At 66.4% G+C, this 23,688-nt stretch carries 21 protein-coding genes; 7 read left to right on the plus strand and 14 right to left on the minus strand.

Annotated features, from left to right (window positions below; all coding sequences use genetic code 11):
- Positions 1-281: 281 nt before the first annotated feature.
- The 5 genes from IP65_RS10095 to lptB all read right to left on the minus strand — a co-directional run bounded on the left by IP65_RS10095 (position 282) and on the right by lptB (position 6,057).
- Entirely contained in the window at positions 282-1,217 is a 936-nt protein-coding gene (locus IP65_RS10095) for a hypothetical protein (protein ID WP_168352052.1), read from the minus strand.
- 190 nt (positions 1,218-1,407) lie between these two features.
- Entirely contained in the window at positions 1,408-2,109 is a 702-nt protein-coding gene (gene ctrA, locus IP65_RS10100) for a response regulator transcription factor CtrA (protein ID WP_022675302.1), read from the minus strand.
- Positions 2,110-2,424: 315 nt separating this feature from the next.
- Positions 2,425-3,567: a tetratricopeptide repeat protein gene (locus IP65_RS10105; RefSeq protein WP_054131634.1), complete on the minus strand. Its 1,143-nt coding sequence runs from the start codon at positions 3,565-3,567 to the stop codon at positions 2,425-2,427.
- A gap of 86 nt (positions 3,568-3,653) precedes the next feature.
- Complete coding sequence (gene rpoN / locus IP65_RS10110) at positions 3,654-5,219, minus strand: RNA polymerase factor sigma-54 (RefSeq protein WP_054131635.1); 1,566 nt, start codon at positions 5,217-5,219, stop codon at positions 3,654-3,656.
- A 52-nt stretch (positions 5,220-5,271) separates the two neighbouring features.
- Positions 5,272-6,057, minus strand: coding sequence for an LPS export ABC transporter ATP-binding protein (lptB, locus tag IP65_RS10115; protein WP_022675897.1), 786 nt, complete (start codon positions 6,055-6,057; stop codon positions 5,272-5,274).
- 151 nt (positions 6,058-6,208) lie between these two features.
- Here lptB and IP65_RS10120 point away from each other — a divergent pair, with 151 nt between their 5' ends.
- Together IP65_RS10120 and IP65_RS10125 are read left to right on the plus strand one after the other, a co-directional pair.
- Positions 6,209-6,604: a hypothetical protein gene (locus IP65_RS10120; protein ID WP_148291681.1), complete on the plus strand. Its 396-nt coding sequence runs from the start codon at positions 6,209-6,211 to the stop codon at positions 6,602-6,604.
- 111 nt (positions 6,605-6,715) lie between these two features.
- On the plus strand, positions 6,716-8,062 hold the full coding sequence (locus IP65_RS10125; protein ID WP_054131637.1) for a TldD/PmbA family protein: 1,347 nt from the start codon (positions 6,716-6,718) through the stop codon (positions 8,060-8,062).
- Between the two features lie 97 nt (positions 8,063-8,159).
- On the opposite strand, the gene IP65_RS10130 is transcribed toward IP65_RS10125, so the two are convergent.
- From IP65_RS10130 to IP65_RS20850, 9 genes are all read right to left on the minus strand, one after another.
- Complete coding sequence (locus IP65_RS10130) at positions 8,160-8,558, minus strand: group II truncated hemoglobin (protein WP_054131638.1); 399 nt, start codon at positions 8,556-8,558, stop codon at positions 8,160-8,162.
- Between the two features lie 71 nt (positions 8,559-8,629).
- Entirely contained in the window at positions 8,630-10,225 is a 1,596-nt protein-coding gene (locus tag IP65_RS10135) for a cisplatin damage response ATP-dependent DNA ligase (RefSeq protein ID WP_054131639.1), read from the minus strand.
- Positions 10,226-10,228: 3 nt separating this feature from the next.
- Positions 10,229-11,236, minus strand: coding sequence for a ligase-associated DNA damage response exonuclease (locus IP65_RS10140; RefSeq protein ID WP_054131640.1), 1,008 nt, complete (start codon positions 11,234-11,236; stop codon positions 10,229-10,231).
- 217 nt (positions 11,237-11,453) lie between these two features.
- Positions 11,454-13,406 (minus strand): ATP-dependent zinc metalloprotease FtsH, encoded by a 1,953-nt coding sequence (gene ftsH, locus IP65_RS10145; RefSeq protein WP_022677261.1) that lies wholly within the window; start codon positions 13,404-13,406, stop codon positions 11,454-11,456.
- Positions 13,407-13,521: 115 nt separating this feature from the next.
- Positions 13,522-14,409: a tRNA lysidine(34) synthetase TilS gene (gene tilS, locus IP65_RS10150; RefSeq protein ID WP_369801263.1), complete on the minus strand. Its 888-nt coding sequence runs from the start codon at positions 14,407-14,409 to the stop codon at positions 13,522-13,524.
- Between the two features lie 85 nt (positions 14,410-14,494).
- A complete protein-coding gene (locus IP65_RS10155; protein ID WP_231627643.1) occupies positions 14,495-15,541 on the minus strand; it encodes a tol-pal system YbgF family protein in 1,047 nt (348 codons plus the stop codon).
- A gap of 175 nt (positions 15,542-15,716) precedes the next feature.
- Positions 15,717-16,724 (minus strand): RodZ domain-containing protein, encoded by a 1,008-nt coding sequence (locus IP65_RS10160; protein WP_216643505.1) that lies wholly within the window; start codon positions 16,722-16,724, stop codon positions 15,717-15,719.
- 137 nt (positions 16,725-16,861) lie between these two features.
- Positions 16,862-19,135 carry a phosphoenolpyruvate--protein phosphotransferase gene (gene ptsP / locus IP65_RS10165; protein WP_231627644.1) on the minus strand — a complete coding sequence of 758 codons (2,274 nt, stop codon included), beginning with the start codon at positions 19,133-19,135 and terminating at the stop codon, positions 16,862-16,864.
- A 246-nt stretch (positions 19,136-19,381) separates the two neighbouring features.
- The gene (locus IP65_RS20850; RefSeq protein ID WP_022676438.1) at positions 19,382-19,540 is read right to left on the minus strand and encodes a YdcH family protein; all 159 of its coding nucleotides are present in this window, start codon (positions 19,538-19,540) and stop codon (positions 19,382-19,384) included.
- 388 nt (positions 19,541-19,928) lie between these two features.
- On the opposite strand from IP65_RS20850, the gene IP65_RS10170 reads away from it, so the two are divergent.
- The 5 genes from IP65_RS10170 to nadA all read left to right on the plus strand — a co-directional run bounded on the left by IP65_RS10170 (position 19,929) and on the right by nadA (position 23,653).
- The gene (locus tag IP65_RS10170) at positions 19,929-20,126 is read left to right on the plus strand and encodes a YdcH family protein (RefSeq protein WP_022676439.1); all 198 of its coding nucleotides are present in this window, start codon (positions 19,929-19,931) and stop codon (positions 20,124-20,126) included.
- Positions 20,127-20,331: 205 nt separating this feature from the next.
- Positions 20,332-20,865 carry a DUF1465 family protein gene (locus IP65_RS10175; protein ID WP_054131644.1) on the plus strand — a complete coding sequence of 178 codons (534 nt, stop codon included), beginning with the start codon at positions 20,332-20,334 and terminating at the stop codon, positions 20,863-20,865.
- A 57-nt stretch (positions 20,866-20,922) separates the two neighbouring features.
- On the plus strand, positions 20,923-21,843 hold the full coding sequence (locus tag IP65_RS10180) for an MBL fold metallo-hydrolase (RefSeq protein ID WP_054131645.1): 921 nt from the start codon (positions 20,923-20,925) through the stop codon (positions 21,841-21,843).
- Positions 21,825-22,502, plus strand: a complete 678-nt coding sequence (locus IP65_RS10185; protein ID WP_054131646.1) for a DUF4230 domain-containing protein — start codon at positions 21,825-21,827, stop codon at positions 22,500-22,502. Before IP65_RS10180 ends, IP65_RS10185 begins: the two co-directional genes overlap by 19 nt.
- A gap of 164 nt (positions 22,503-22,666) precedes the next feature.
- Complete coding sequence (gene nadA / locus IP65_RS10190) at positions 22,667-23,653, plus strand: quinolinate synthase NadA (protein ID WP_022676443.1); 987 nt, start codon at positions 22,667-22,669, stop codon at positions 23,651-23,653.
- Positions 23,654-23,688: the final 35 nt, after the last annotated feature.

The following is a 23,688-nucleotide window of genomic DNA, read 5'->3' on the forward strand; positions in this document are numbered from 1 at the left end:
TAGTATTTCGCGCAGAGGCGCGGAGGCGCAGAGAAAATGGAACCTCCGCGCCTCTGCGCGAATCAGATTGGGTCAAACTCAAATATTGCGATATAGTGTGCATGTCCGAAAGCGCCCACTTGTGGACATTACCACTCCGCAGAAAGATCCCGGCTGATCTTCGCATAGAGATAGTATGACAGTTCGTGGAGGTGCCTGCCCCAGTGGATTTGATAGCTGAACCTGAAATGCCAGTGGGCATCGTGGGCATTCACCACCTGCGGACCATGTCAAAAGACGCTTTAGGTCCGATAGAGTTCTAGAAAGTATGCCGGTATTCCCGCTGCTTCGGCTGCAATGCCGCTCATCGTCGGATCGGTCCAGATCTCCTCGATCAGTGCTTCAACCTTCAGGTCGCGCGCCACCTCCACGATAGCCTTGCAGTTTTCTGGTGGAAGGAAGGGGACGCCTGCGGAACCGCCATTTATGGCGTGCGACCAATCCCATCCGCCGCCCAACGGGCCAAACTCAGGGAAATCGCTAGGTTGATCGATTTCACCAGTCAGGATTGGATAGGCTCCGTTCAACCACGTCATGATCTGAAGCTGCCATAACCGGTCGGAGATACTTACAGCAGACTGAAACCAGCTCTCTACATCGCTCGCCGGCAGATACCTTGCAGAGAAAAACAGTGAGGCAGACAACAAGCTGCCGGCCCAAGACCAACCCGCTACCCCATTCGGACCGGTCCATTTGGAAAGGCAGTTGACCGCATCAAGCTTCCCTGCCGGCCAGAAGATCGGCGACATGACATACCGGCCGAGGGTGTGGAGCGCGTCGACATAGAAGTCTGGATAGGGTGGTGTGCCCCCAACAAAGGGATGCTGGATCATGAAGGCTGTGAACAGGGTCTCAGCTGGCTGGTAGAAGGTCGTTTTCCATCGACGCACAATAAGTTGTGGAAGGAGGTAGTGATACCATTCGACCCACTCAGCGAGCAGGCCGAAACTGCTCAAACCAGACGCAATCTCCTCAAGCGGCTTCGTAACCGCGTCATCCTGCAGCTTAGTTATGTCGCCAAACAACTGCGGATACATCTCCCGCTCGGGTGCCATGAACCATGCCTCACCCATCGGTTTTGTAGGCTTTGGGAAGGCTTGGGCCATGCGATCAAGCGCTGTTCGATCTGGTCCCACTCCCGGAGACCACGCAAACGAAGAAGAAGCAGCTTCATTCATTCCACAGGCCATAGCTTGAAATCGCTAACGTCCGCTTCCCACCAAAACACGACACATCCGCCCGGCAGCACGGCCGTAAATTCATCCGCTCGACGCTCGCCCGCACACCCAATGTTACACGTGAAACACCAAACGAAAACGGCCCGTCGTGGGAACGGGCCGCTTCGGGATTGTGCGCAGGAAAAGAGGATCAGGCCGCTTCGATGGCCGTCATGTCGTCGGGATCGCGCAGCACATAGCCGCGGCCCCACACGGTTTCGATGTAGTTCTCGCCGCCGCAGGCATGGGCCAGCTTCTTGCGCAGCTTGCAGATGAACACGTCGATGATCTTGAGTTCCGGCTCGTCCATCCCGCCATAGAGATGGTTGAGGAACATTTCCTTGGTCAGCGTGGTGCCCTTGCGCAGCGAAAGCAGTTCCAGCATCGCGTATTCCTTGCCGGTCAGATGCACGCGCGCGGCGTCCACTTCCACGGTCTTGGCGTCGAGATTGACCGAAAGCTTGCCGGTGCGGATGACCGATTGTGAATGGCCCTTGGACCGGCGCACCACGGCGTGGATGCGGGCGATCAGCTCTTCGCGATGGAACGGCTTGGTCACATAGTCATCGGCACCGAAGCCGAACGAGCGGACCTTGGAATCCATTTCGGAAATGCCTGAAAGGATCAGCACCGGCGTCTGCACCTTGGCGACGCGCAGCTTTTTCAGCACGTCATACCCGTGCATGTCGGGCAGGTTCAGGTCGAGCAGGATGATATCGTAATCATACAGCTTGCCGAGATCGAGGCCTTCTTCCCCCAGGTCGGTGGAATAGACGTTGAACCCTTCGGCCGTCAGCATCAATTCGATAGCCTTGGCCGTTGCCGGCTCGTCCTCGATCAGCAGCACGCGCATGGATCAGCCCCTTCTTGCCATTCCCCGGCACAGCCCCCTACTGAGGCGCATGCCCATCATTAACCATATGACCTATGAACATGAAAGGTTAATTTAACGTAAGCACAGGTCCGGTGTCGGCAGCCATTTGCCAGCAATCATCGCTGCAAACCCCGCCCTCGTCGCATTCCCGCAAATCCTTACCGCGCCGCTTCCCCCAAAGCGACAACGGCAAGGCTTGCGAAGACCAATCGTAAGCCCACACGGTTAACGTGCTTTTCCATGCGCCATCGGGAAGAACAGCAATGGCAGGCAAGGATCGCGGCGCGAAAGCGCTCAATCGGCGGCAATGCCCAGGCGCGCGGCGGCATCCCGCAGCTTTTGCGCATTGGCTGGCTGGGTCTTGAACGCCGCCAGCCCCTTGGCCAGCGCCTTGGCCGCGTCATCGCGCCGGTCCTGCTGCACACGGCTGCGAATCAACAGGATCCAGCCATCCACGTTGCCGGGGTTGCGCGCCAGCCGCGCTTCCAGCCCGTCGACCATGCCGCGCTCCATCGCCGCACGCGTGCCGCTGTCCACGCCGCCGGTCTGCGCGCCCGACGCGGTTTTCAGCTCGGCATGGGCCGGCCCCGGCAGCGCGCCTTTGCGGCGCTCGGCATCCTTGGCCTTGCCCTTTTCCTTGGTCTTGTCCTTGTCCACCTTGGGCAGGCGGGCCTGGGCATCGGCAATCGCCAGCCGCTTTTCCACCTCGATGTGGTGGCGCTTGCCCACGCTGCGGATCACGCTGCGGATATCGCTGGCATAGGGCGCGTCGGGCGCCGTTTCGCTCAGCTGCGCAAACCATGCGCGCAGGGCACGGCGGTGCTGGCCGGCCAGATCGAGCGACAGCGCCTTGAAATAGCGCGCGCGGGCATTCTTGGGATCGATCGCCAAGGCCTTGTCAAAGGCGATTCGCGCCCCGCGCGGCATCTGCCCTTCGCGGCGCGAGGCCATGACCAGCGCCTCGCCCAGGAACGAAAAGCTTTCGGCATGATCAGGATCGAGCGCCGTGGCCTTGCGCAGCGCACGCGCCGCGTCCTTGTAGCGGGCGTTCTGGAAATAGGCCCAGCCCAGCATGCGCCAGCCCTGCACGTCTTCGGGCTCGTCCTTCAGGCGCTGTTCCATCCGCGTGATCGTATCATCGACCACGGGCGAAGGTTCCGGGCTCGGCTCGGCATCGGGCGCCGCGTTCGAGGCGTCGGCCGCAGGCGCACTGGCATCGGGCAGCGGCGCGGGCACTGCACTGTCTAGCACCACCGGGGTCACTTCCGGCCGCTCGGGCTGGCCGGCGGCCTCGGCCAGTTCGGCCGGACGCTCCAGGCGATAGATGCCGATGCCGCCGCCGATGATCGCCGCCACCGTCAGCACGCCCACCGCCACACCGCGCCATACCGGGGGCTTAGGCCCGCCAGCGGCAGAACTGTGGTCGGCTTCGTTCATCACATCTTCCCTCATGCCGCACCAGGGCGGCCCGATTTGGCCCGGCACCCGTGCGGCGCCGCATTATCCCGCGCCGCCCGGTGCGGTCAACGCACCCCGGCCAGCGCCTTTTGCCGGCGCCGCTGGACCGAGCTACCCAGGCCGATCGCCTCGCGGTACTTGGCCACCGTGCGCCGCGCCAGGTCAAAGCCGCGCGCTTTGAGCAGATCGACCAGCGCATCGTCCGACAGGATCGCCTTGGGATCCTCGCCATCGATCAACTGCCGGATCGCCGCTTTCACCGCCTCGGCCGAAACCCCCTCGCCATCGGTGCCGGCCACACCCGAGGTGAAGAAATACTTCAGTTCGAACGTGCCGCGCAGGCAGTGCAGATACTTGTTCGAGGTCACGCGGCTGATCGTGCTCTCGTGCATCTTGACCGCTTCGGCCACGGTGCGCAGCGTCATCGGGCGCAGGTGCGACACGCCGTGGCGAAAGAAGCCTTCCTGCTGCTTCACGATCTCGGCCGCTACCTTGAGAATGGTTTTCTGCCGTTGGTCCAGCGCCTTGACCAGCCAGTTGGCATCGGCCAGCCGCTCACCCAGCCAGGCGCGGGCCGTCTTGTCCACGCAAGACCGGCGCATTTCCACGTAATAGCTGCGGTTGACCAGCACGCGCGGCAGCGTGGCAGGGTTCAGGCTGATCGCCCAGCCGGGCACCTCCGCTCCGGCATCGTCGGCCGGATCGCCCTCGCCCCGCGCTGGCTGCACCAGGATATCCGGGCTGATCGCCTCGGCCGGGCCACTGCCGATGCGCAGGCCTGGCTTGGGATCATAACCGCGCAATTCGGCCAGCATGTCGGCAAAGTCTTCCTCGTCCACGCCGCACAGGCGGCGCAGCCGGGCCAGTTCGCCCCGGCCCAGCAGATCGAGATTGTCGAGCAGCCGCGCCATTAGGGGATCATAGCGATCGGCCTCGCGCGCCTGAAGCGCCAGGCATTCGCCCAGCGTGCGCGCGCCCACCCCGGTCGGATCGAGCGTCTGCACCAGCGCCAGTGCCGCTTCCACCCGGCTCAGCGGCAGGCCCAGCGCCTCGGCCACCTCGGGCAGAGTCATGCGCAAGTAGCCGGTCTCGTCCAGCTGATCGATCAGCCAGCGCCCCACGAACAGCAGCTGGGCATCCGATGTCGTGGCGCCGATCTGGCCATGGAGATGCTCGGCCAGCGAGGCAGCACTCGCGCCGCGCTCGTCGATATCCGGCCCTTCGCCGCTGCCACTGCCGCCGCTGTCGGCGCCGATCGTCCCTTCGCGCAACCCGCTGCTGGCCAGATCGGCCAGCGCCATGGCGCCATCGCCGGTATCGCGATCAAGATCGAGCGCAGACGAATCGATATCGAGCGGGCGGTCCTCCGCAGCGCGACCCTCGCCCACCAGCTGGTCCACCGGGCTCGATTCGAGATGGGTGCGCCGCAGGTCTTCGCCCGGTGCTTCCTCGCCGCCCGCTGCTGGCGCGGCATCGCCCATTTCCAGCAGGGGATTGGCGTCCAGCGCCTCGCCGATAAAGGTTTCCACCTCAAGGTTGGACAGCGCCAGCAGCTTGATCGCCTGCTGCAGCTGCGGCGTCATCACCAGCGATTGCGACTGGCGGATATCGAGGCGTGGACCAAGAGCCATGGCGGCGGGTATCAGCCGCCCATGGTAAACAGAATGCGAAAGCCGTGCGGCTTCACAACGTAAAGCCCTCGCCCAGATAGAGCCGCCGCACGTTGGGATCAGCCACCAGCGCCTCGGGGCTGCCGGCAAACAGCACCTGGCCGCCATAGATGATGCAGGCGCGATCGACGATATCGAGCGTTTCGCGCACGTTGTGGTCGGTAATCAGCACGCCGATGCCGCGCTTCTTGAGATCCTTGACCAGATCGCGGATGTCGCTGATCGACAGCGGATCGATCCCGGCGAACGGCTCGTCGAGCAGGACGATCGACGGGCGCGCGGCCAGGGCGCGGGCGATTTCGCAGCGCCGCCGCTCCCCACCCGAAAGCGCCATGGCCGGGCTGGCGCGCAGCCGCGTAAGGCCAAACTCGTCAAGCAGCCGATCCAGTTCGGCCGCGCGCGTGGCCTTGTCGGGCTCCACCAGTTCCAGCACCGTGGCGATGTTCTGTTCCACCGTCATGCCGCGAAAGATCGAGGTTTCCTGCGGCAGATAGCCCAGCCCCAGCACGGAGCGGCGATACATCGGCAGCTTGGTGATATCCACGCCATCGAGCAGGATGCGGCCCGAATCCGGCCGCACCAGGCCCATGATCGAATAGAAGCAGGTGGTCTTGCCCGCGCCGTTGGGGCCAAGCAGGCCCAGCACTTCCCCCTTGCCCACCGACAGCGAGATATCGGTCAGCACTGCCCGCTTGTCGTAAGACTTGGCGATGGACACCACTTCCAATCCCCCTTGGGGAATCGGCACGGCGGCACCGGTGGCGGGTTCAGACGCGAGCGCGGAGGAAGAGCCAGTCATTCCCTGCTCATAGCCCGTACCGGCGCCACGGCAAACCCCAACGCGGCAGGATTGGCGCGATTGGTGCATGGCACGGCCGCGTGGACACGCTTGCACCGCGCGCACGGCCATGGTGTTATGCTGGTGGCGTTATGCCGGGGGAGAGGTGATCATGACAGCGAACAGGCCATTCATGGCCATGGAGCCGAGCTTGGCCGATCGCGCCGCCCGGCTGGAAAGCGCGCACAAGCGGGTCAGCAATGCGGTTGCCTATGGCCTGATGGTCTATACCGCGCTGCAGATCTTCCTGACGATGCGCGCTTTGGAAGAGGCCGACAACACGCTGCTGCCGATGATCGCGCTGGTCGTGCTGGTCGGTGCGATCATCCCGCTCTATCGCCGCATGGAAAAGCGCTGGGACGCCACCGCCGCCCGCCTGGCCGATGATCCGCCGGCCCTCGCCACCGCGCTCAACCGCGCGCGGCTGACGGTGTGGGCGGTATCGATCGGGCTGCCGCTGCTGGTGACCGTGCTGATCGAAGGGCTGATCGCGCTGTTCGCCCACTGATGGCCGCCTGATTGCCCCCCTGATTGCCGCTGCGCGTCCCAGCGGCTAGGAGCAGCGCACGCCAGCCCGGTGTGGCTGGCCCCGGTGTTTCAGGTTTGGAGTGCGCCCCCGATGTTGACCCCCACCCAGGCCCAGGAACGCTGCCACGCCCTGATCGAACGCGCCCGGCGCGCCGGCGCAGAGGCGGGCGATGCGGTCTATCTCGCCAGCGGCGCGGAAAGCGTGAGCGTGCGCCTGGGCGCGCTGGAAGACGTGGAACGCTCCGAATCCGAGCATATCGGCCTGCGCGTGTTCGTCGGCGGCGCATCGGCCTCGATCGGATCGACCGACCTTGCCGATGCCGCGCTCGATGAACTGGCCAGCCGCGCCGTGGCCATGGCGCGCGCCGCACCGGCCGATCGCTTGGCCGGCCTGGCCGACGAACATCTTCTCGCGCGCGGCCCCTTCCCCGATCTCGACCTCGACGATCCGGCCGAACCCGCCCCGCAAGAGCTGCGCCGCCTGGCCGAGGAAGCCGAGGACGCCGCGCGCGCCGTCCAAGGCGTGACCAACAGCGAGGGCGGCAGCGCCAGCACCGGGCGCGGCGTGGTGGCACTGGCCACCAGCCACGGCTTTGCCGGTGCCTATGCCGCCAGCAGCCATTCGGTTTCGGCCAGCGTGATCGCCGGCGAAGGCGGCGCGTTGCAGCGCGACTATGCCTGGGCCAGCACCCGCTTTGCCGCAGACCTGCCCCCGCCCGGCCAGATCGGGCGCGAGGCGGGCGAACGCGCCGTGGCGCGGCTCAACCCTGGCCGGGTGAAAAGCGGCGCAATGCCGGTGGTGTTCGATCCGCGGGTGGGTGGCTCGCTGGTGGGCCATCTGCTCGGCGCCATCTCGGGTTCGTCGATCGCCCGCCGTTCCAGCTTCCTGCTCGACCACGACGGCGCCCAGATCTTTGACAGCAGCGTGACCATCACGGACGATCCGCTGCGCCGCCGTGGCCTGCGCTCGCGCCCGTTCGATGGCGAAGGGCTGCCCACCGCCCCGCGCAAGCTGGTCGATGCCGGGCGCCTGACCGGCTGGCTGATGGACAGTGCCGCCGCGCGCCAGCTGGGCGCCATGCCCACCGGCCATGCCTCACGCGGGGGATCGGGCGCGCCGCATGTCACCGCCGGCAACGTGGTGATCGAGCCGGGCACGCTCACCCGCGCGCAACTGATCGCCGATATTGCCGATGGCGTCTATGTCACCGAACTGATCGGCAGCGGCGTCAACGGCGTGACCGGCGATTACAGTCGCGGCGCTGCCGGCTTTCGCATCGTCAACGGCGAAATCGTCGGCCCGATTGCGGAGTTTACCGTAGCCGGCAACCTGTTGGCCATGTTTGCCGCGATGATCCCGGCCAGCGATCTCAAGATCGAACGCGGAATCGACGTGCCCACCCTGCGCATCGACGGCATGAGCGTCGCGGGCGACTGACGCGCGGTAGCCCTTTTTGTTTTCACACGAAGCCACGAAGGCACGAAGAAGGACAGACCCGCTCTCTTCGTGCCTTCGTGGCTTCGTGTGGCCCAATTTATGCGCGCGCCATACCCAGCGCCATGCGCTCCAGCACATCGCCCATGGCCTGCGCCACTTCGGCATCGGCCGGCGCCACTTCGGCAATCGCGCGGCGCATCGCCTGGGCCCACTGACCGGCGGTTGTGGCGTCGATCGGAAACGGCTTGTGCATCGACATCATGCACTTGCCGGGATTATCGTTCCACCAGTCACGCGGGCCACCGCACCAGCCTGCCAGGAAGCTGGGCAGGGATGCGCGCATCGGTGCCAGATCAGGCGCATGCATCGCCCGCAGCGCGGCATAGGTCGGGTCGCTTTCCATGAGGTCATAGAACCGCTCGGTGATCGCGCGCAGCGTGGCGTGGCCGCCGATGCGGGCAAATGGCGTTTCAACGGATTCGGCAGTCGCTGCCATGGCAGGCCTTTCGCGCAAGGGAGGGGATGCTTGCCCCTAACCGCCCCTGCCCCCAGCCACCTTGACCGGCATCAATCCACCACCATCGCCCGCAAGGTTTCCAGCCGGTCGGCCTCGTGCGCGGGCTTGTCGCTGCGGATGCGGTGGATGCGCGGGAAACGCATGGCCAGGCCCGATTTGTGCCGCTTGCTGGCATGGACCGAATCGAACGCCACCTCCAGCACCAGCTGGCGATCAACCTCGCGCACCGGGCCAAAGCGGTTGACCGTGTGCTGCCGCACATGGCGATCGAGCCACTTCAGTTCCTCGTCGGTAAAGCCGAAATAGGCCTTGCCCACTGGCAGCAGATCGGCCCCCGCATCGGGATCGCCATCCCAGCAACCGAACGTGAAATCGGAATAGAAAGACGATCGCTTGCCGCTGCCGCGCTGGGCATACATCAGCACGCAATCGATCAGCAGCGGATCGCGCTTCCACTTGTACCACAGCCCGGCGCGGCGCCCGGAAACATAGGGCGCGTCGCGCCGCTTGAGCATCACCCCCTCGATCGCGTCATCGCGTGCACGGGCGCGAATTTCGGCCAGCTGGTCCAGGTTGTCGGCCTCGATCACCGCCGAAATATCAAAGCGCTGCGGATCGAGCTGCGGCATCAGCGCCTCCAGCCGGGCACGCCGCGCGGCCCAGCCCAGTGGCCGCAGGTCTTCGCCCTGCAGCTGCAACACGTCATACAATCGCACGAACGCGGGATAATCGGCGAGCATGGCCTTGCTCACGCTCTTGCGCCCCAGCCGCTGTTGCAACGCGTTGAAGCTGGCCGCCCCGCCCGCTTCGCCGCCCTGGTGGCTGCCGCGCACCAGCAGTTCCCCATCCAGCACCGCCGGCACCTGCAAGGCCCCGATCAATTCGGGGAAGCTGGCGGAAATATCATCGCCACCGCGCGAATAGAGCCGGGTTTGCCCAGCCACATGCACCAGTTGCACGCGTATGCCGTCCCATTTCCATTCGGCGGCAAACGCGCCCAGGTCCACCACCGTATCTTCCAGCGGTTGGGCCAGCATGAACGGGCGGAACAGCGGCAGGCTTTGCGCATCGGGCGGCGGCGCGCCATCGGCGGCCCAGGCAAACAGATCGGCATAGGGCGGCGCCTGGCCGTGCCACAGCTCTTCCACCTGCTCCACATCCACGCCAAACGCCTGGGCAAACGCCACCTTGGCCAGCCGCGTCGACAGGCCGATGCGCATCGCCCCGGTCGCCAGCTTGAGCAGGGCATAGCGGCCATTGGCATCGAGCCGGTCGAGCAATCCGGCCAGCCGCTCCGCCGCCGTGGCGCGGGTGGCGCCGGCCAGAACTTCCACCGCTTCGCTCACGCTGGGCGGGGGCAGCTGCGGTGTCTGCGGTTCGGGCCACAGCAGGCTGGCGGTTTCCGCCGTATCGCCCACATAATCGCGCGACAGGCGCCACAGCACCTCGTCCACCCGCGCATCGAGCAGCGCGCGTATTGTGCCACCCTTCACCGCTGGAAAATTCAGCCCATCGGTCAGCGCCGCCAGGGCCCAGCCGCGATCGGGATCGGGCGTGTCGCGCAGATACTGCGCCAACAGCGCCAGCTTGCCATTGCGCGATCGGGTATAGACCAGGCCATCGACCAGGGCGGCAAAGCGTTCCATCGCTCAATCGTCCTCATCTTCATAGCCGACCATGGCCAGCGCGCGGGCCTTGCGCTGGTGCAGCGCGCACCAGCGCAGCAGCGCTTCCTCGCGGCCATGGGTGATCCAGGTTTCGGCCGGATTTACCTCAGCAATCGTCGTGGTCAGTTCGTCCCAATCGGCATGGTCGGAAATCACCAGCGGCAGTTCGACATTGCGCTGCCGCGCCCGTTGCCGCACCCGCATCCAGCCCGAGGCCATCGCGGTGATCGGATCGGGCAGGCGCCGGCTCCAGCGGTCGTTGAGCGCCGATGGCGGGCAGACCACGATGTGCCCGGCCAGTTCCGCCTTGGCCACGCCAGCGGCCGGGCGCAGTTCGCCCAGATCGATGCCCCATTCGCGATAGAGCGCGCACATCCGCTCCATCGCGCCATGCAGAAAGATTGGCGCATCGTGCCCGGCGCGCCGCAGTTCGGCGATCAGGCGCTGCGCCTTGCCCAGGGCATAGGCACCCACCAGCACGCAGCGCTGCGGATGGGCCGCCTGCGTTTCGCGCAGCCGCGCGATTTCCTCGGCGATCGGCGGGTGGCGAAACACCGGCAGGCCAAAGGTCGCCTCGGTAATGAACACGTCGCACGGCACCGGCTCGAACGGGGCGCACGTTGGATCGGGGCTGCGCTTGTAATCGCCGGTCACCACCACGCGCTGCCCGTCGCGCTCCAGCAGGATCTGCGCCGATCCCAGCACATGGCCTGCCGGCACGAACGTGGCACGGATGCCGCCGGGCAGCGCGATGGTCTCGCCATAGTCCACACTCTGCGCGCCTTCGGGCATCACGCCATAGCGCAGGCCCATGATCGCCAGTGTCGCCGCCGTGGCCACGGTCTGGCCATGGCCACCCCGCGCGTGGTCAGAATGGCCATGGGTGACCAAGGCCTGCGGCACCGCATGGGCTGGATCGATCCACGCATCAGCGGGGGGCAGATAGATGCCCTGCGGCTCGGGGCGAATCCAGGCTAGATCGATGGGCATGCGAGGTGACAATGGCCCGCGCGCCGGTTGGGTTCCAGATGAGCGTTGGGGCGAGGTTCAGGCCCCTCCGTCAGGCCTTCGGCCTGCCACCTCCCCGCAAAGCGGAGAGGACCAAAAAAATCCTCCCCATCACTGATGGGGAGGGGGACCGCCCGCGCAGCGGGTGGTGGAGGGGCTGGCGGAGCGCAACGCCCCGCCAGGCCGAAGGAGCGGACTGTCAGGCGCCCTGCGGCTGCAGCCCGCCATTGCTGCCACCGCCCAGGAAGCGGCGGCCGGCGCGCGGCACCGTGGCACCGGGCGCTGCAATCGGCCGGGCCGGACCACCAAAGGTTTCCGGGCGTTCCAGCTGGCCGCCATCGACGAGGATCTTGATCTCGTCACCGGTCAGCGTTTCATATTCCAGCAGCGCCTGGGCCAGCACGTGCAGCTTGTCTTCATTGGCGCGCAGGATGTCGACCGCGCGGGCATAGCCCTGGTCGACCAGCGCACGGATTTCGCTGTCGATCAGCTTGTTGGTCTCTTCCGAGGCCATCATGCGGGCCGAACCGCCCATGCCGAGATAGCCTTCCTGCTGGTCTTCATACTGCAGCGGCCCAAGCTTTTCCGACATGCCCCACTTGGTCACCATCGAACGCGCCAGGCCCGTGGCATACTGGATGTCGCCCGATGCGCCCGACGACACCTTGTCATGGCCAAAGATGATTTCTTCGGCCACGCGCCCGCCCATCGAAACCGACAGGTTCGCGTGCATCTTGTCGCGGTGATAGGAATAGCTGTCCCGCTCGGGCAGGCGCATGACCATGCCCAGCGCGCGGCCGCGCGGGATGATCGTCGCCTTGTGGATCGGGTCAGACGCCGGTTCGAACACCGAGACGATGGCATGGCCGGCCTCGTGATAGGCGGTCATCTTCTTTTCGTCTTCGGTCATGACCATGGAGCGGCGTTCCGCGCCCATCATCACCTTGTCCTTGGCGTCTTCGAATTCCTGCATGGCGACCAGGCGCTTGTTGCGGCGCGCGGCCAGCAGGGCGGCTTCGTTGACCAGGTTGGCCAGGTCCGCACCCGAAAAGCCGGGGGTGCCGCGTGCGATCACGCGGGGGTTCACGTCGGGTGCCAGCGGCACCTTCTTCATGTGCACGCCCAGGATCTTTTCGCGGCCCTCGATATCGGGCACCGGCACCACCACCTGTCGGTCAAACCGGCCGGGACGCAGCAGCGCGGGATCGAGCACGTCGGGGCGGTTGGTGGCAGCGATGATGATGATGCCTTCGTTGGCCTCGAAACCATCCATTTCCACCAGCAGCTGGTTCAGCGTCTGCTCGCGCTCGTCATTGGAATTGCCCAGGCCGTGGCCACGATGGCGGCCGACCGCGTCGATTTCGTCGATGAAGACGATGCACGGCGCATTCTTCTTGGCCTGCTCGAACATGTCGCGCACGCGGCTGGCGCCGACGCCCACGAACATTTCGACAAAGTCCGAACCGGAAATGGTGAAGAACGGCACGCCTGCTTCACCCGCGATGGCGCGGGCCAGCAGGGTCTTGCCGGTGCCGGGCGAACCGACCAGCAGCGCGCCCTTGGGAATCTGCCCGCCGAGCTTGGAAAAGCGGCTGGGATCGCGCAGGAATTCCACGATTTCCTGCAGTTCCTCGCGCGCTTCGTCGATGCCGGCAACGTCATCGAACGTCACCCGGCCCGAACGCTCGGTCAAAAGCTTGGCCTTGGATTTGCCAAAGCCCATCGCGCCCGAACCGCCACCCTTCTGCACCTGGCGCAGGGCGAAGAACGCCACGCCCAGGATCAGCAGGAACGGCAGCGACTGCGCCAGCACCCAGACCAGCATGTTGGGTTCTTCCTGCGCCTTGCCGGTGTAGGGCACGTTGTTGTCCTGCAACAACTTGGGCAGCAGATCCTTGTCACCATCCACCGGGGTGGTGGTGAAGGTCTGGTCGTTCTTCAGGGTGCCGGTGATCTTGTCCGCGCCGATCTGCACGTCGCGAACGGCGCCTTCAGCCACGCGGGCGCGGAAATCGGAGTAGCCGATCTGCGTGCCCGAAGCATCGCCGCGCGCCCCGAACATCGAGACCACCAGCAATAGCGCAAGGAAGATCCCTCCCCACACCAGTAGACTCTTGATCCAGGGATTACCCTGCGGCTGGTCATCGTTCATGGGCGTCACGCAATCCTTTCAGACAGCGAAGGTAGGTGCGATCCGCTGAATGGCAAGTTGCCGAATCGTGCCCATGCTGTCCAAGGTGGCAATAACGGCACAAAAGCGGCGCTTTTCACCCCGCGCGATGGGGTGGCACCCGCAAAAAGTGCCACGTTGCCCCTTTGCCCTCCCCGCGCAAGCCGGCCAGCGTGGCCACTTGGCCCGCCGCTAGCGCGGCATGCCAGCGCGCCAGTTCGGCGCCGCGCGGCACAGGCGTGGCCCCCATCGCCTGCAGCACCAGCTCCAGCACGCGCAGGGCCAGTGCCTGCGGCATGCCATCCGGCACGGCCAAGCGGCCCTGCTGATCATCCCAGCCCTGTGCAAACAGGCGCTGCGCCGCCCAGTCCAGCGCGGCGTCGGCTTGGGCCAGGTGCTGCGCGCTGGCTGCCCAACCAGCCGGGTCCAGCCACGCGGCGCCGGCCAACCCAAAACGCACGCGCACCCGTTCAAACCGGGTGTCCTGGTTGGAGGGATCATCCGCCGCGACAACGCCCGCCGCTGCCACCACGTCGGCCAGTTCGGCCCGGCGCCAACCAAGCAGCGGGCGCAGCAGTGGCAGCGCGGGATCGCCCGCCACGCCCGCCCGCGCGCGCATGCCGGCAAGCCCGCGCACCCCCGCTCCACGGTTGAGGCGCATGGTCAGCGTTTCGGCCTGGTCATCCATATGGTGGGCAGTGGCCAGCGCGGCGAGCCCCTGCCCCCGCGCCCAGCCGGCCAGCGCGGCGTAGCGCGCGGCACGGGCGCGGGCCTGGATCGCGCTGCCCCCGCCCAGATCGATGCGCAGGGTGTGATGCGGCACGCACAGATCAGCACACAGCGCCGCCACCGCGCGCGCCTCATCCGCCGCCTGCGCGCGCAGGCCGTGATCGACGGTGGCCACGGCGATCTGCCCCGGCGCATGAGCAGCGGCCAACACCAGCAAGGCACAGCTGTCAGGCCCGCCGGAAACCGCCAGGCCCACCCGGTCTGTCTCCGGCAGGTTCAGCGCGGCCCAGTCCCCGGCAAAGCGGGTCAGCGCGGCTTCGGGGATTGGGCCGGGCGCCGGCTCAATCGCACTTCACCCCTTTGATCGCGTTTTCATATTGCCCCTTGAGGCGCCCGGCGATCTGGTCGGGATAGGCATCGCGCAGTTCGGCAAAGGCGCCGCAGGCCCGCTTGGTATCGTTGATGCGCGTCATCGCCACGCCCAGGTAGAGCAGGCTGTCGGGCGCACGTTCGCCCTTCTTGTCGCCCAGGTAGTTCTGCAGGAACCACTGCGCCGCCGTGCCGGGCTTGCCATCTTCGAGATAGGCGCGGCCCAGCAGGTTGCGCGCCAGGCTGATCTGCTTGGCCTTGGGATAGGCCGTCACGAACTTGTTCAGCTGGACCTGCGCCTCGGGATAGAACTTGGCGTCATAGAGCCGATAGCCATAAGTATATTCATCGGCCTGCTTGTCGCCGGTCGAGGGCATCTCGATCGCGGCAACGGCGGCCACCCGGTCGGCAGAGGCCTTGGCCGATGCGGGCGTGGCGGCCGGTGCCTTGGCCGGCGGCTGTGCCGGGCCAGCGGCCGGGCGCGGCGCCAGGCCGCTGCCGGCAGCCGGTGCGGGCGTGATACCCGAAGGATTGGCGCCAGCCGGATCGGTTGCCGCCGCCGGCGGGGCCGCGGCGGTTTCCAGGGCAGACACGCGGGTGTCCAGCTTGCTCAGGTGGTTCTGGTTTTCCTCGGTCGCGGCGGTCACCTGGCGCAGCTGCGCTTCCACCGCATCGAGGCGGGACAGCACATCGGTGAGCGGGGTCGTCGCCACCGTGGGCACAGCCGGCGTGGGGGCCGGCGCCGTGGGCGTGATTTCCGGACCAAAGGCGCGGCCGGCGCCATCGGGAAACACCTTGCGCTGCAAGGCGCGGATTTCTGCCTCCAGCCGGCGCAGCCGGGCTTCGGTGGTTTCGCCAGCGGCCTGGGCATGCGCTACCTGTGGCACCACCGGCGCCACGGCCAGGGCCATGCCCAGGGCGGAAAACAACGCGGGGCTGGCCCGGCGGAACAAGGTCTTCATGGTAACTCCCGTCTCGATCATCTGCCGCCCCACGGCAACATCCGCCCCCCAGCGCATGTCCGTTCCTGAAAAGCTATATGCATCGGCCCGTTCGGCGCGTTTCGGGTCCGGTCTCAGGGCGTGTGGTGCAATGGCCGCAAAGTGCCGCACCGCGCGCGCGAAGTCGAGCCTTGTTGCAAGGACTTTGCCCCGCCCACGCCTTTGCCCGCCAAGCCTTTCGCCAATCGCGCGCTCAGTTCACCACGGCAGGCGCCGTAGCGGCCACCGTTGGCGCCGCGGCCGGCTGCACCGCAGCGTCACCGCCATCGGGCGCGCCCGCCGGGGCAGAGCGCGCCGCCGTGCGCCGCACCAGGCGGTGGGCCGGGCCGGCAGCAGGCGTGGCGCTGGCCTGATCGGCTGCCTGATCACTTGGCGGCGGGGCGGCGGCATGATCGGCCCGCGCCCACAGCGCCGGACCGCTGACCGCCACGTCCTTGACGATGCCCTGCTTGTCGGCAATGCGCGGCACGGCCTGGCCGCCGATGGTGATCGTCAGCGCATCGGGCCGGCCGGTCCACAGCTTGGGATCGGTCACGCCATCGGGCACGGTATAGGTTTCGCCCTTGGCCATCAGCTTTTGCACCAGCTGCTTGCCGCTGCCGTCATAGAACTTGACCCAGATGCGGTCTTCCTGCGCGGTGAACACCACCGGGCCATTGGGCCGCGTGGCCGGCGCTGGCGCGCTGGGCTGCTGCGACGCCGGCTTGGCTACGGCCGGCTTGGGCTGTTCGGGGCCGACCAGCGCCGGCAGCTCGGCCGAGGGCCAGTAATAGCTGCGCCAGAACACCAGCCCCAGGCCCAGCACCGCCACCACCAGCAGCCCGGCCAGCCAGCTGATCAGGCGCGAAGGCGTCTTGGCCGGATCGCCCGCTTCGAACTGGTGGATCACGCGGGTTTCGGGCGCCGGCGCACGCGCATTCAGCTCGCGCCGCACCGCTTCGGCGATCGCCGCCTCGTCCAGGCCCACGGCCTTGGCATAGCTGCGCGCAAAGCCCAGGGCATAGGGGCGGCCGGGCAGGCTGTCATAATCGCCGGCCTCCAGCGCCTCGACATGGCGGGCGGTGATGCGGGTGCGCGCGGCAATATCTTTCAGCGAAAGGCCCTGCGCCTCGCGCGCGGCGCGCAAGGTGGGGCCCACGCCCGCCGGGGCGGCGGCGTCCGGCTGGGGGGAATGAAAATCTGACCCGATCGAGTCGGCCAAGGCGCGGCTCCCGTCTTCTCTGCTTGTTTTGCAACCCGGTGGCTTGGTGAAAAGCCGGTAAAAGGGGATCGTTGCAATTGCGCGAAAGTCAACCGTTTTGCGGCGCGCAACCGGCCAAAACGGTCATGCGAACCCGATCAGTCGCAATCGATGCCCTGCGCGCTGGCCCACTGCGCCACCACGCTGCGCATGTCGGCATGCGGCTCACGCAGCCAGCCAGCCATGGCATTGCGAATTTCGCCCAGGTCGATCGTGCGGATCAGTTCCTTGATCGGGCCAACTGCGGCCGGCGTGATCGACAGGCGGGTGATGCCCAGGCCCAGCAGCGCCAGGGCTTCCAGCCGCCGGCCGCCCATTTCGCCGCACACCGTCAAGGCCGTGCCATGGGGCGCCACATCGCGCACCACCCGCGCCAGGAAGCGCAGGATCGCGGGGCTGAGCCAGTCATAGCGTTCGGCCAGCTTGGGGTGGGCACGATCGGCGGCAAACAGGAACTGCGTGAGATCGTTGGTGCCGATCGACAGGAACGACAGGCGCGGCGCCAGCATATCGAGGCATTCGGCCAGCGCCGGCACTTCCAGCATGGCGCCATAGCGGATCGCCTCGGGCAGCACTTTCTTCTGCTTGCGCAGGAACGCCACCTGGCTTTCGAACACGGCCTTGGCCGCATCGAATTCCCACGGTTCGGTCACCATCGGGAACATCACGTTGAGCGTGCGCCCGGCCGCCGCCTCGATCAACGCGCGCGCCTGCACCTTGAGCAGCCCGTCGCGTTCCAACGCCACGCGCAGCGCGCGCCAGCCCATCGCCGGGTTTTCCTCGGTTTCGCCATCGTTGTGGCGCAGGTAGGGCAGGACCTTGTCCCCGCCGATATCCACCGTGCGGAACACCACCGGGCGATCGCCGGCGGCATCGAGCACGTCGCGATAGAGCCGCTGCTGCCGCTCGCGCTGGGGCATCGTTGCCGAGACCAGGAACTGGAACTCGGTGCGGAACAGGCCAATGCCATCGGCACCGGTCAGCGGCAGCATCGGCATGTCATCGCGCAGGCCGGCGTTGATCATCACCGTGATGCGCTGCCCGTCGCGCGTGATCGGCTCCACGTCGCGCATCGTGGCATAGTGGGCCTGCCGCTCGCGATTCTTGGCAAAACGCGCCTCGAACGCCTCGACCAGGCTGGGCGCCGGGCGCACGTCGATCACGCCCTGATCGCCATCGACCAGCAGGGTATCGCCGTCGCGCACCTTGCCGCGCAGCGCGCGCACGCGGCCGACCACGGGAATGCCCATGGCCCGCGCCACGATCACCACGTGCGCGGTGAGCGAGCCTTCTTCCAGGATCACCCCCTTCAAGCGGCGGCGATCGTATTCCAGCAGTTCGGCCGGGCCCAAGTTGCGCGCGATCAGGATCGCATCGCCTTTCAGCCCCAGGCTGGCGGCGGTGCCCAGTTGCCCCGATACGATCCGCAACAGGCGGTTCGACAGGTCTTCCAGATCGTGCATCCGGTCGGCCAGCAGGGGATCGTCGATCTGGCGCATGCGCATGCGGGTGCGCTGCTGCACGCGCTCGATCGCGGCTTCGGCGGTCAGGCCGGAATCGATCGCCTCGTTGATGCGGCGGCTCCAGCCTTCGTCATAGGCGAACATGCGATAGGTCTCGAGCACCTCCTCATGCTCTCCGCCCACGCCGAATTCGGCCTGGCTGGCCATGCGGTCGATCTGCTCGCGCATCTTGTCGAACGCGCGATAGACCCGCTGGCGCTCGGCCTCGGTATCTTCGGCCACGACATGCTCGATCGTCACGCGTGGCTGGTGGAACACGGCCTGGCCCACCGCCAGGCCCTTCACCAGGGTCTGGCCCTTGAGGCGATCGGGCCCGGTCAGGTGGTCGGGCACGCCGGCCACGTCTTCATCGTCGATCAGTTCGGCATTGGCGATCAGCTCGGCCAGGACCATCGCGACGGTCTGCAGCGCCTCGATCTCCACCTCTTCATAGCGGCGGGGATCGACATGCTGCACGGCCACCACGCCCACGGCGCGCTGGCGGCGCACGATCGGCACGCCGGCAAACGAGTGGAAGCGTTCTTCCCCGGTTTCCGGGCGGAAGGCAAAGTCGGGATGCGCGGCTGCCTCGGCCAGGTTGAGCGTCTCGATGTTCTGGGCGATCGTGCCGACCAGGCCCTCGCCCACGGCCAGCCGCGTGACGTGAACCGCCGCCTGTTCCAGCCCGCGCGTGGCGAACAGTTCCAGCATCCCCTCGCGCAGCAAATAGATCGAGCAGACCTCGCTGTTGAGGTTTTCGCCGATTACATCGACGATGCGGTTGAGCTTGGCCTGCGCGCCGGATCGCGAGGCCATGACCTCGTGCAGCGAGGTGAGGATCGCGCGGGCAGAGGCGACGGCAGTCAACATGACCAAAGGCCTAGCGCAGCCCATGCCGTTTGCAAACGGGGCCTGCCGCCATTGCGGAAATATTCGTATGCAACTGTGCCGCGGCCGCCAGCGGCGCTCTGGGCAAAAGGCCGGTCCCCGTGGGGGAACCGGCCGTGTTTGTCAGGCGTGGCCGCCGCAATCGGCCGCTCACGCCTGTTACAATCCAGGGGTATTGATCGTTTTCAGGTTATGTTCGCTTGGTTGGTTGGTTCCGGCGCAAAGGGATCAGTGAATCAGCGCCAGTTCTTCCTTGATGCGCAACTTGCGCCGCTTGAGCTGCATGAGCAGGGCCACGTCGGGGGCTGGCCGTGCCATTTCCTCGGAAATCCGGCGTTCCAGGCCGGCGTGCTTTGTCTGCAAGGCGTTGATGTGCGTCGTTTCCATGCGTTGACCTCCTGAGGGGCGCGGGCCGGGATAGGCCGCTGCCCGGTCAAAACCCGTGCGAGAGACATTCCCGCGCGGCTGGCTCCGGTGTCTGCGGCTCCGATGCTTCTGTTCTGCGAGTCGCTGACAGTCGGTGCGTTGTCATGCTCCCACATTCGCCGTATCTTGCAAGTGGAACCGCGCCGGGTCGCACCGGCATCGCGTTCATGTGTAGAGGGCGATGACGAAATGTGCACCATCAACGGTCAACGGGTTTTCCAGCGGCCCCGCGCGCCGTTGGCCGGTGCGTGGTCGCCAGCGTGAGTCGGCAACCTGAACAACGCCAGGTGCAGATGGGAGGCGATGTGGCAGCTTGGGGTAGCAAGGTCGGTTTCGGGGAGTGGTTGGTGTGACCGAAGAGGAAATGCGCAAGCGGCTCGAAGCGCTGCGGCTCGAGCATCGCGACCTTGACGTGGCGATCGATGCGCTGAGCGCCAATGGCGTGGCCGACCAGCTGCAGGTGGCGCGCCTGAAAAAGCGCAAATTGCTGCTGCGCGATCAGATCAGCATGCTCGAAGACTATCTTATCCCTGATATTATCGCCTGATTTCAAACGATTGCATACCGTATTTACCGATTCCGCCTGCCGTACAAAGCGTTCCGTATCGAGACAGCGGCAAAGCGGTGGCACTTGGCCACTGCCGGGGCATTGAGCCGGCGGGGCGATCGGCCTTAAAGCCGGTTTTGATCCATGGCCGGCGCATCCGCTCGGGCATGTCGTACCCAGCAGGCCGCCCATTCCGATCGCCACCATGCCCGTCACGCCCAGCGCCAATCCGCGCATCATCGAAGCGCTCTACGCAGAGGCGCTGGCCCTGGCCGATCGCGCGCGCGATGCGTTCGAGGCCTTGCGCCGCCAGCCGGCCAACGATGCGGCACCGCCGGCCGGCGGCAGCCTCGACGCAAACGAAGACCTGGCGCATGTCCAGGCGAGCTGCGAGGCGCTGCGTACCACCACGCGGATCATGCATTGCCTGGCCTGGCTGCTCAACCACCGCGCCTGGTTCGCCGGCGAACTGACCGAGCTGCAACTGCGCCGCCACGGCCGCCTGATCGCCCATTTCCCGGCAAGCGACCCGGCCTGCATCATCCACCTGACCCTGGCAGCACAGGCGGTGGTGCACGAGAGCGAACGGCTTTATCAGCGCATCACCCGGCTGGAACAGGCCTGGCAGCGCCAAGGCGTGGCCAACGCCGCACCGCACGATCCCCTGACCAACCCGCTGCCTATGGCCCTGATCCACCTGCGCGAGCGGTTGGGCCTGGCGCTGGCCGAGGCGGGCTGAACAGACGCGCCACGTCGTGCCTTGCGCATGGGGGCGGCCGTCCCCATAGCACGGGGCATGGCCAGTTCCTCCCTTCCCGATCGTTCCACGTGGAACACCGGCATGGCTGCCCAGCTGGAGCCGCTGGTGCGGCGGGTGCTGGCACCCAATCCATCGCCGTACACCTACACCGGCACGCAGACCTATATCGTCGGCGCAGGCCAGGATGTGGCCGTGATCGATCCCGGCCCTGATGGGACCGGCGCAGCGGGCCATGCCGATACCAACGGCGAAGGCCATGTCGCGGCAATCGTGGCGGCTGTGGGCAGCGCCCGCATCGCCGCGATCGTGTGCACCCACACCCACCGCGACCACAGCCCCGCCTCGCGCCCATTGGCGGCATTGACCGGCGCACCGATCATCGGCTGCGCGCCGCTAGCCCTGGACGACGATGGCCCGCGCGCCGATGCGGCGTTCGACCCCGACTATCGCCCGGCCCGCGTGCTGGCCGATGGCGAGGAACTGCGCGGCGATGGCTGGACCCTGCAGGCCGTGGCCACGCCCGGCCACACCAGCAACCACCTGTGCCTGGCCTTGGTGGAAAGCGGCGCGCTGTTCACCGGCGATCATGTCATGGGCTGGTCAACCAGCGTGGTCTCGCCGCCTGATGGCGACATGGCCGCCTACATGGCCTCGCTGCAAAAGCTGTACGATCGGCCGCAGGACCGCGTCTATTATCCCGCGCACGGTGATCCGATCGACAATCCGCACCAGTTCGTGCGTGGCATGCTGGGCCATCGCCGCCAGCGCGAGCGGCAGGTGCTGCGCGTGCTGGAAGGCGGGCTGCACAATATTCCCGCCATGGTGGCACAGATGTACAAGGGACTGGACCCGCGGCTGACCGGTGCCGCGGGCCGCTCGGTATTGGCGCATCTGCTCGATCTGGAACGCCAGGGCCGGGTTGTTCGTTCGGGGGAACAATGGACGACAGCACGCTGAATAGCCCGCCCCTGTCAGGGAACTCTCCCCAACCCGCGCCCACGGTAGTGGTGGCGCGGCGCAGCGCTCTGCCTTGGCTGCTGTTCGTGGCGGCACTGGCGCTGGCCGGGCTGTTTGCCTGGCTCCTGTGGAAACCACAGGACATCGGCGACCCGCTGGCCACCAGCCTGGTGGCGTTCGAGCGGCAGAACAGCCTGACGGTGTTTAGCGCCGAACTGGCCCCGGTGGTGTCGAGCGACGACAGCCGCCTGTTCGGCCTGGTGCAGTCAAAGCAGGTGGCGGTAATCCCGGCGCGCGTGGATTACACCATCGATCTTTCGCAGATGAACCGCGATCGCATGGCGTGGGATGCCACTAGCCAGACGCTGTCGGTGCGCCTGCCGCCCCTGCGGCTGAGCCGCCCCAACCTGGACGAGGCGCGCGCCCAATACTTGCGCGAAGGCGTGTGGATCAGCCGCGCCGCGCAAGACAAGCTGACGCGCGACAACACCCGCCTCGCCGAACAGCTTGCCACCAACCAGGCCGCCAATCCCGTGCTGATGGGCCTGGCCCGCAGTGCCGCCAAGGATGCCGTGCGCCAGAACCTCGCCATTCCGCTGCAGGTTGCCGGCTATGGCAAAGTCACCGTCAACGTGACGATCGATGGGGATGCCCGCTAAGGCCCCTCGGCAAGATCCTCCCCATCCCCGATGGGGAGGTGGCAGGCCGCAGGCCTGACGGAGGGGCATTTCCCCAATCCCGGCTTGGCAACACGCGCCCGCGCCCCTAAGTCGCAGCCCAAGGAATCCGGGCGTGCCGCATCGCCTGGAAGCAGGAGCATCCCATGACGGCCCAGCCCACCAACTTGTCAGGCCTTGACCTGCGCGCGGAAATCGATCGCCTGCGCATCGAACGCAAGGCCGTGATCCTGGCGCACTATTACCAGAAGCCGGAAATCCAGGACCTGGCCGATTTCGTGGGCGATTCGCTGGAACTGTCGCGCAAGGCAGCAGCCACCGACGCTGAAGTCATCGCCTTTTGCGGCGTGCGCTTCATGGCCGAAACCGCCAAGATCCTCAGCCCCGAAAAGATCGTGGTGCTGCCCGACATGGACGCCGGGTGCAGCCTTGAAGATTCCTGCCCGCCCGATCAGTTTGCCGCATTCCGCGCGCAGCATCCCGATCATATCGCGCTGACCTACATCAACTGCTCGACCGAGGTGAAAGCCCTGTCGGACGTGATCGTGACGTCATCGAGCGCCGAAACGATCCTGGCCAAGATCCCGCCCGAACAGAAGATCATCTTCGGCCCGGACCGGCACCTGGGCGGCTATCTCAACCGCAAGTTCGGACGCGACATGCTGCTGTGGCCGGGCGTGTGCATCGTGCACGAAGCGTTCAGCGAAACCGAGCTGCTCAAGCTCAAGGCGCAGCATCCCGATGCGCCGATCGCCGCGCACCCGGAATGCCCGGCGCACATCGTCGATCATGCCGATTATGTCGGTTCGACCAGTGGCATCCTCAACTATGCCAAGGCGATGCCGGGCGACACGCTGATCGTGGCGACCGAGCCGCACATCATCCACCAGATGCAACTGGCCATGCCCGGCAAGACATTCATCGGTGCGCCCGGTGCCGATGGCAACTGCAACTGCAATATCTGCCCCTACATGGCGCTCAACACGCTGGAAAAGCTCTACCTGGCGCTGCGCGATCTGACGCCACGGGTGGAAATCGAGGAAACCCTGCGACTTGACGCCAAGAAGAGCCTGGATGCCATGCTGGCGATGGCCAGCGGCACTGTGGGCCAGGGCGATCTTGGCCGGCCCTAAACTGCGCATTGAGCCGATGTGGCGCACGCCTTGAC

The sequence above is a fragment of the Novosphingobium sp. AAP1 genome, from assembly GCF_001295765.1.
Lineage (GTDB): Bacteria > Pseudomonadota > Alphaproteobacteria > Sphingomonadales > Sphingomonadaceae > Novosphingobium > Novosphingobium capsulatum.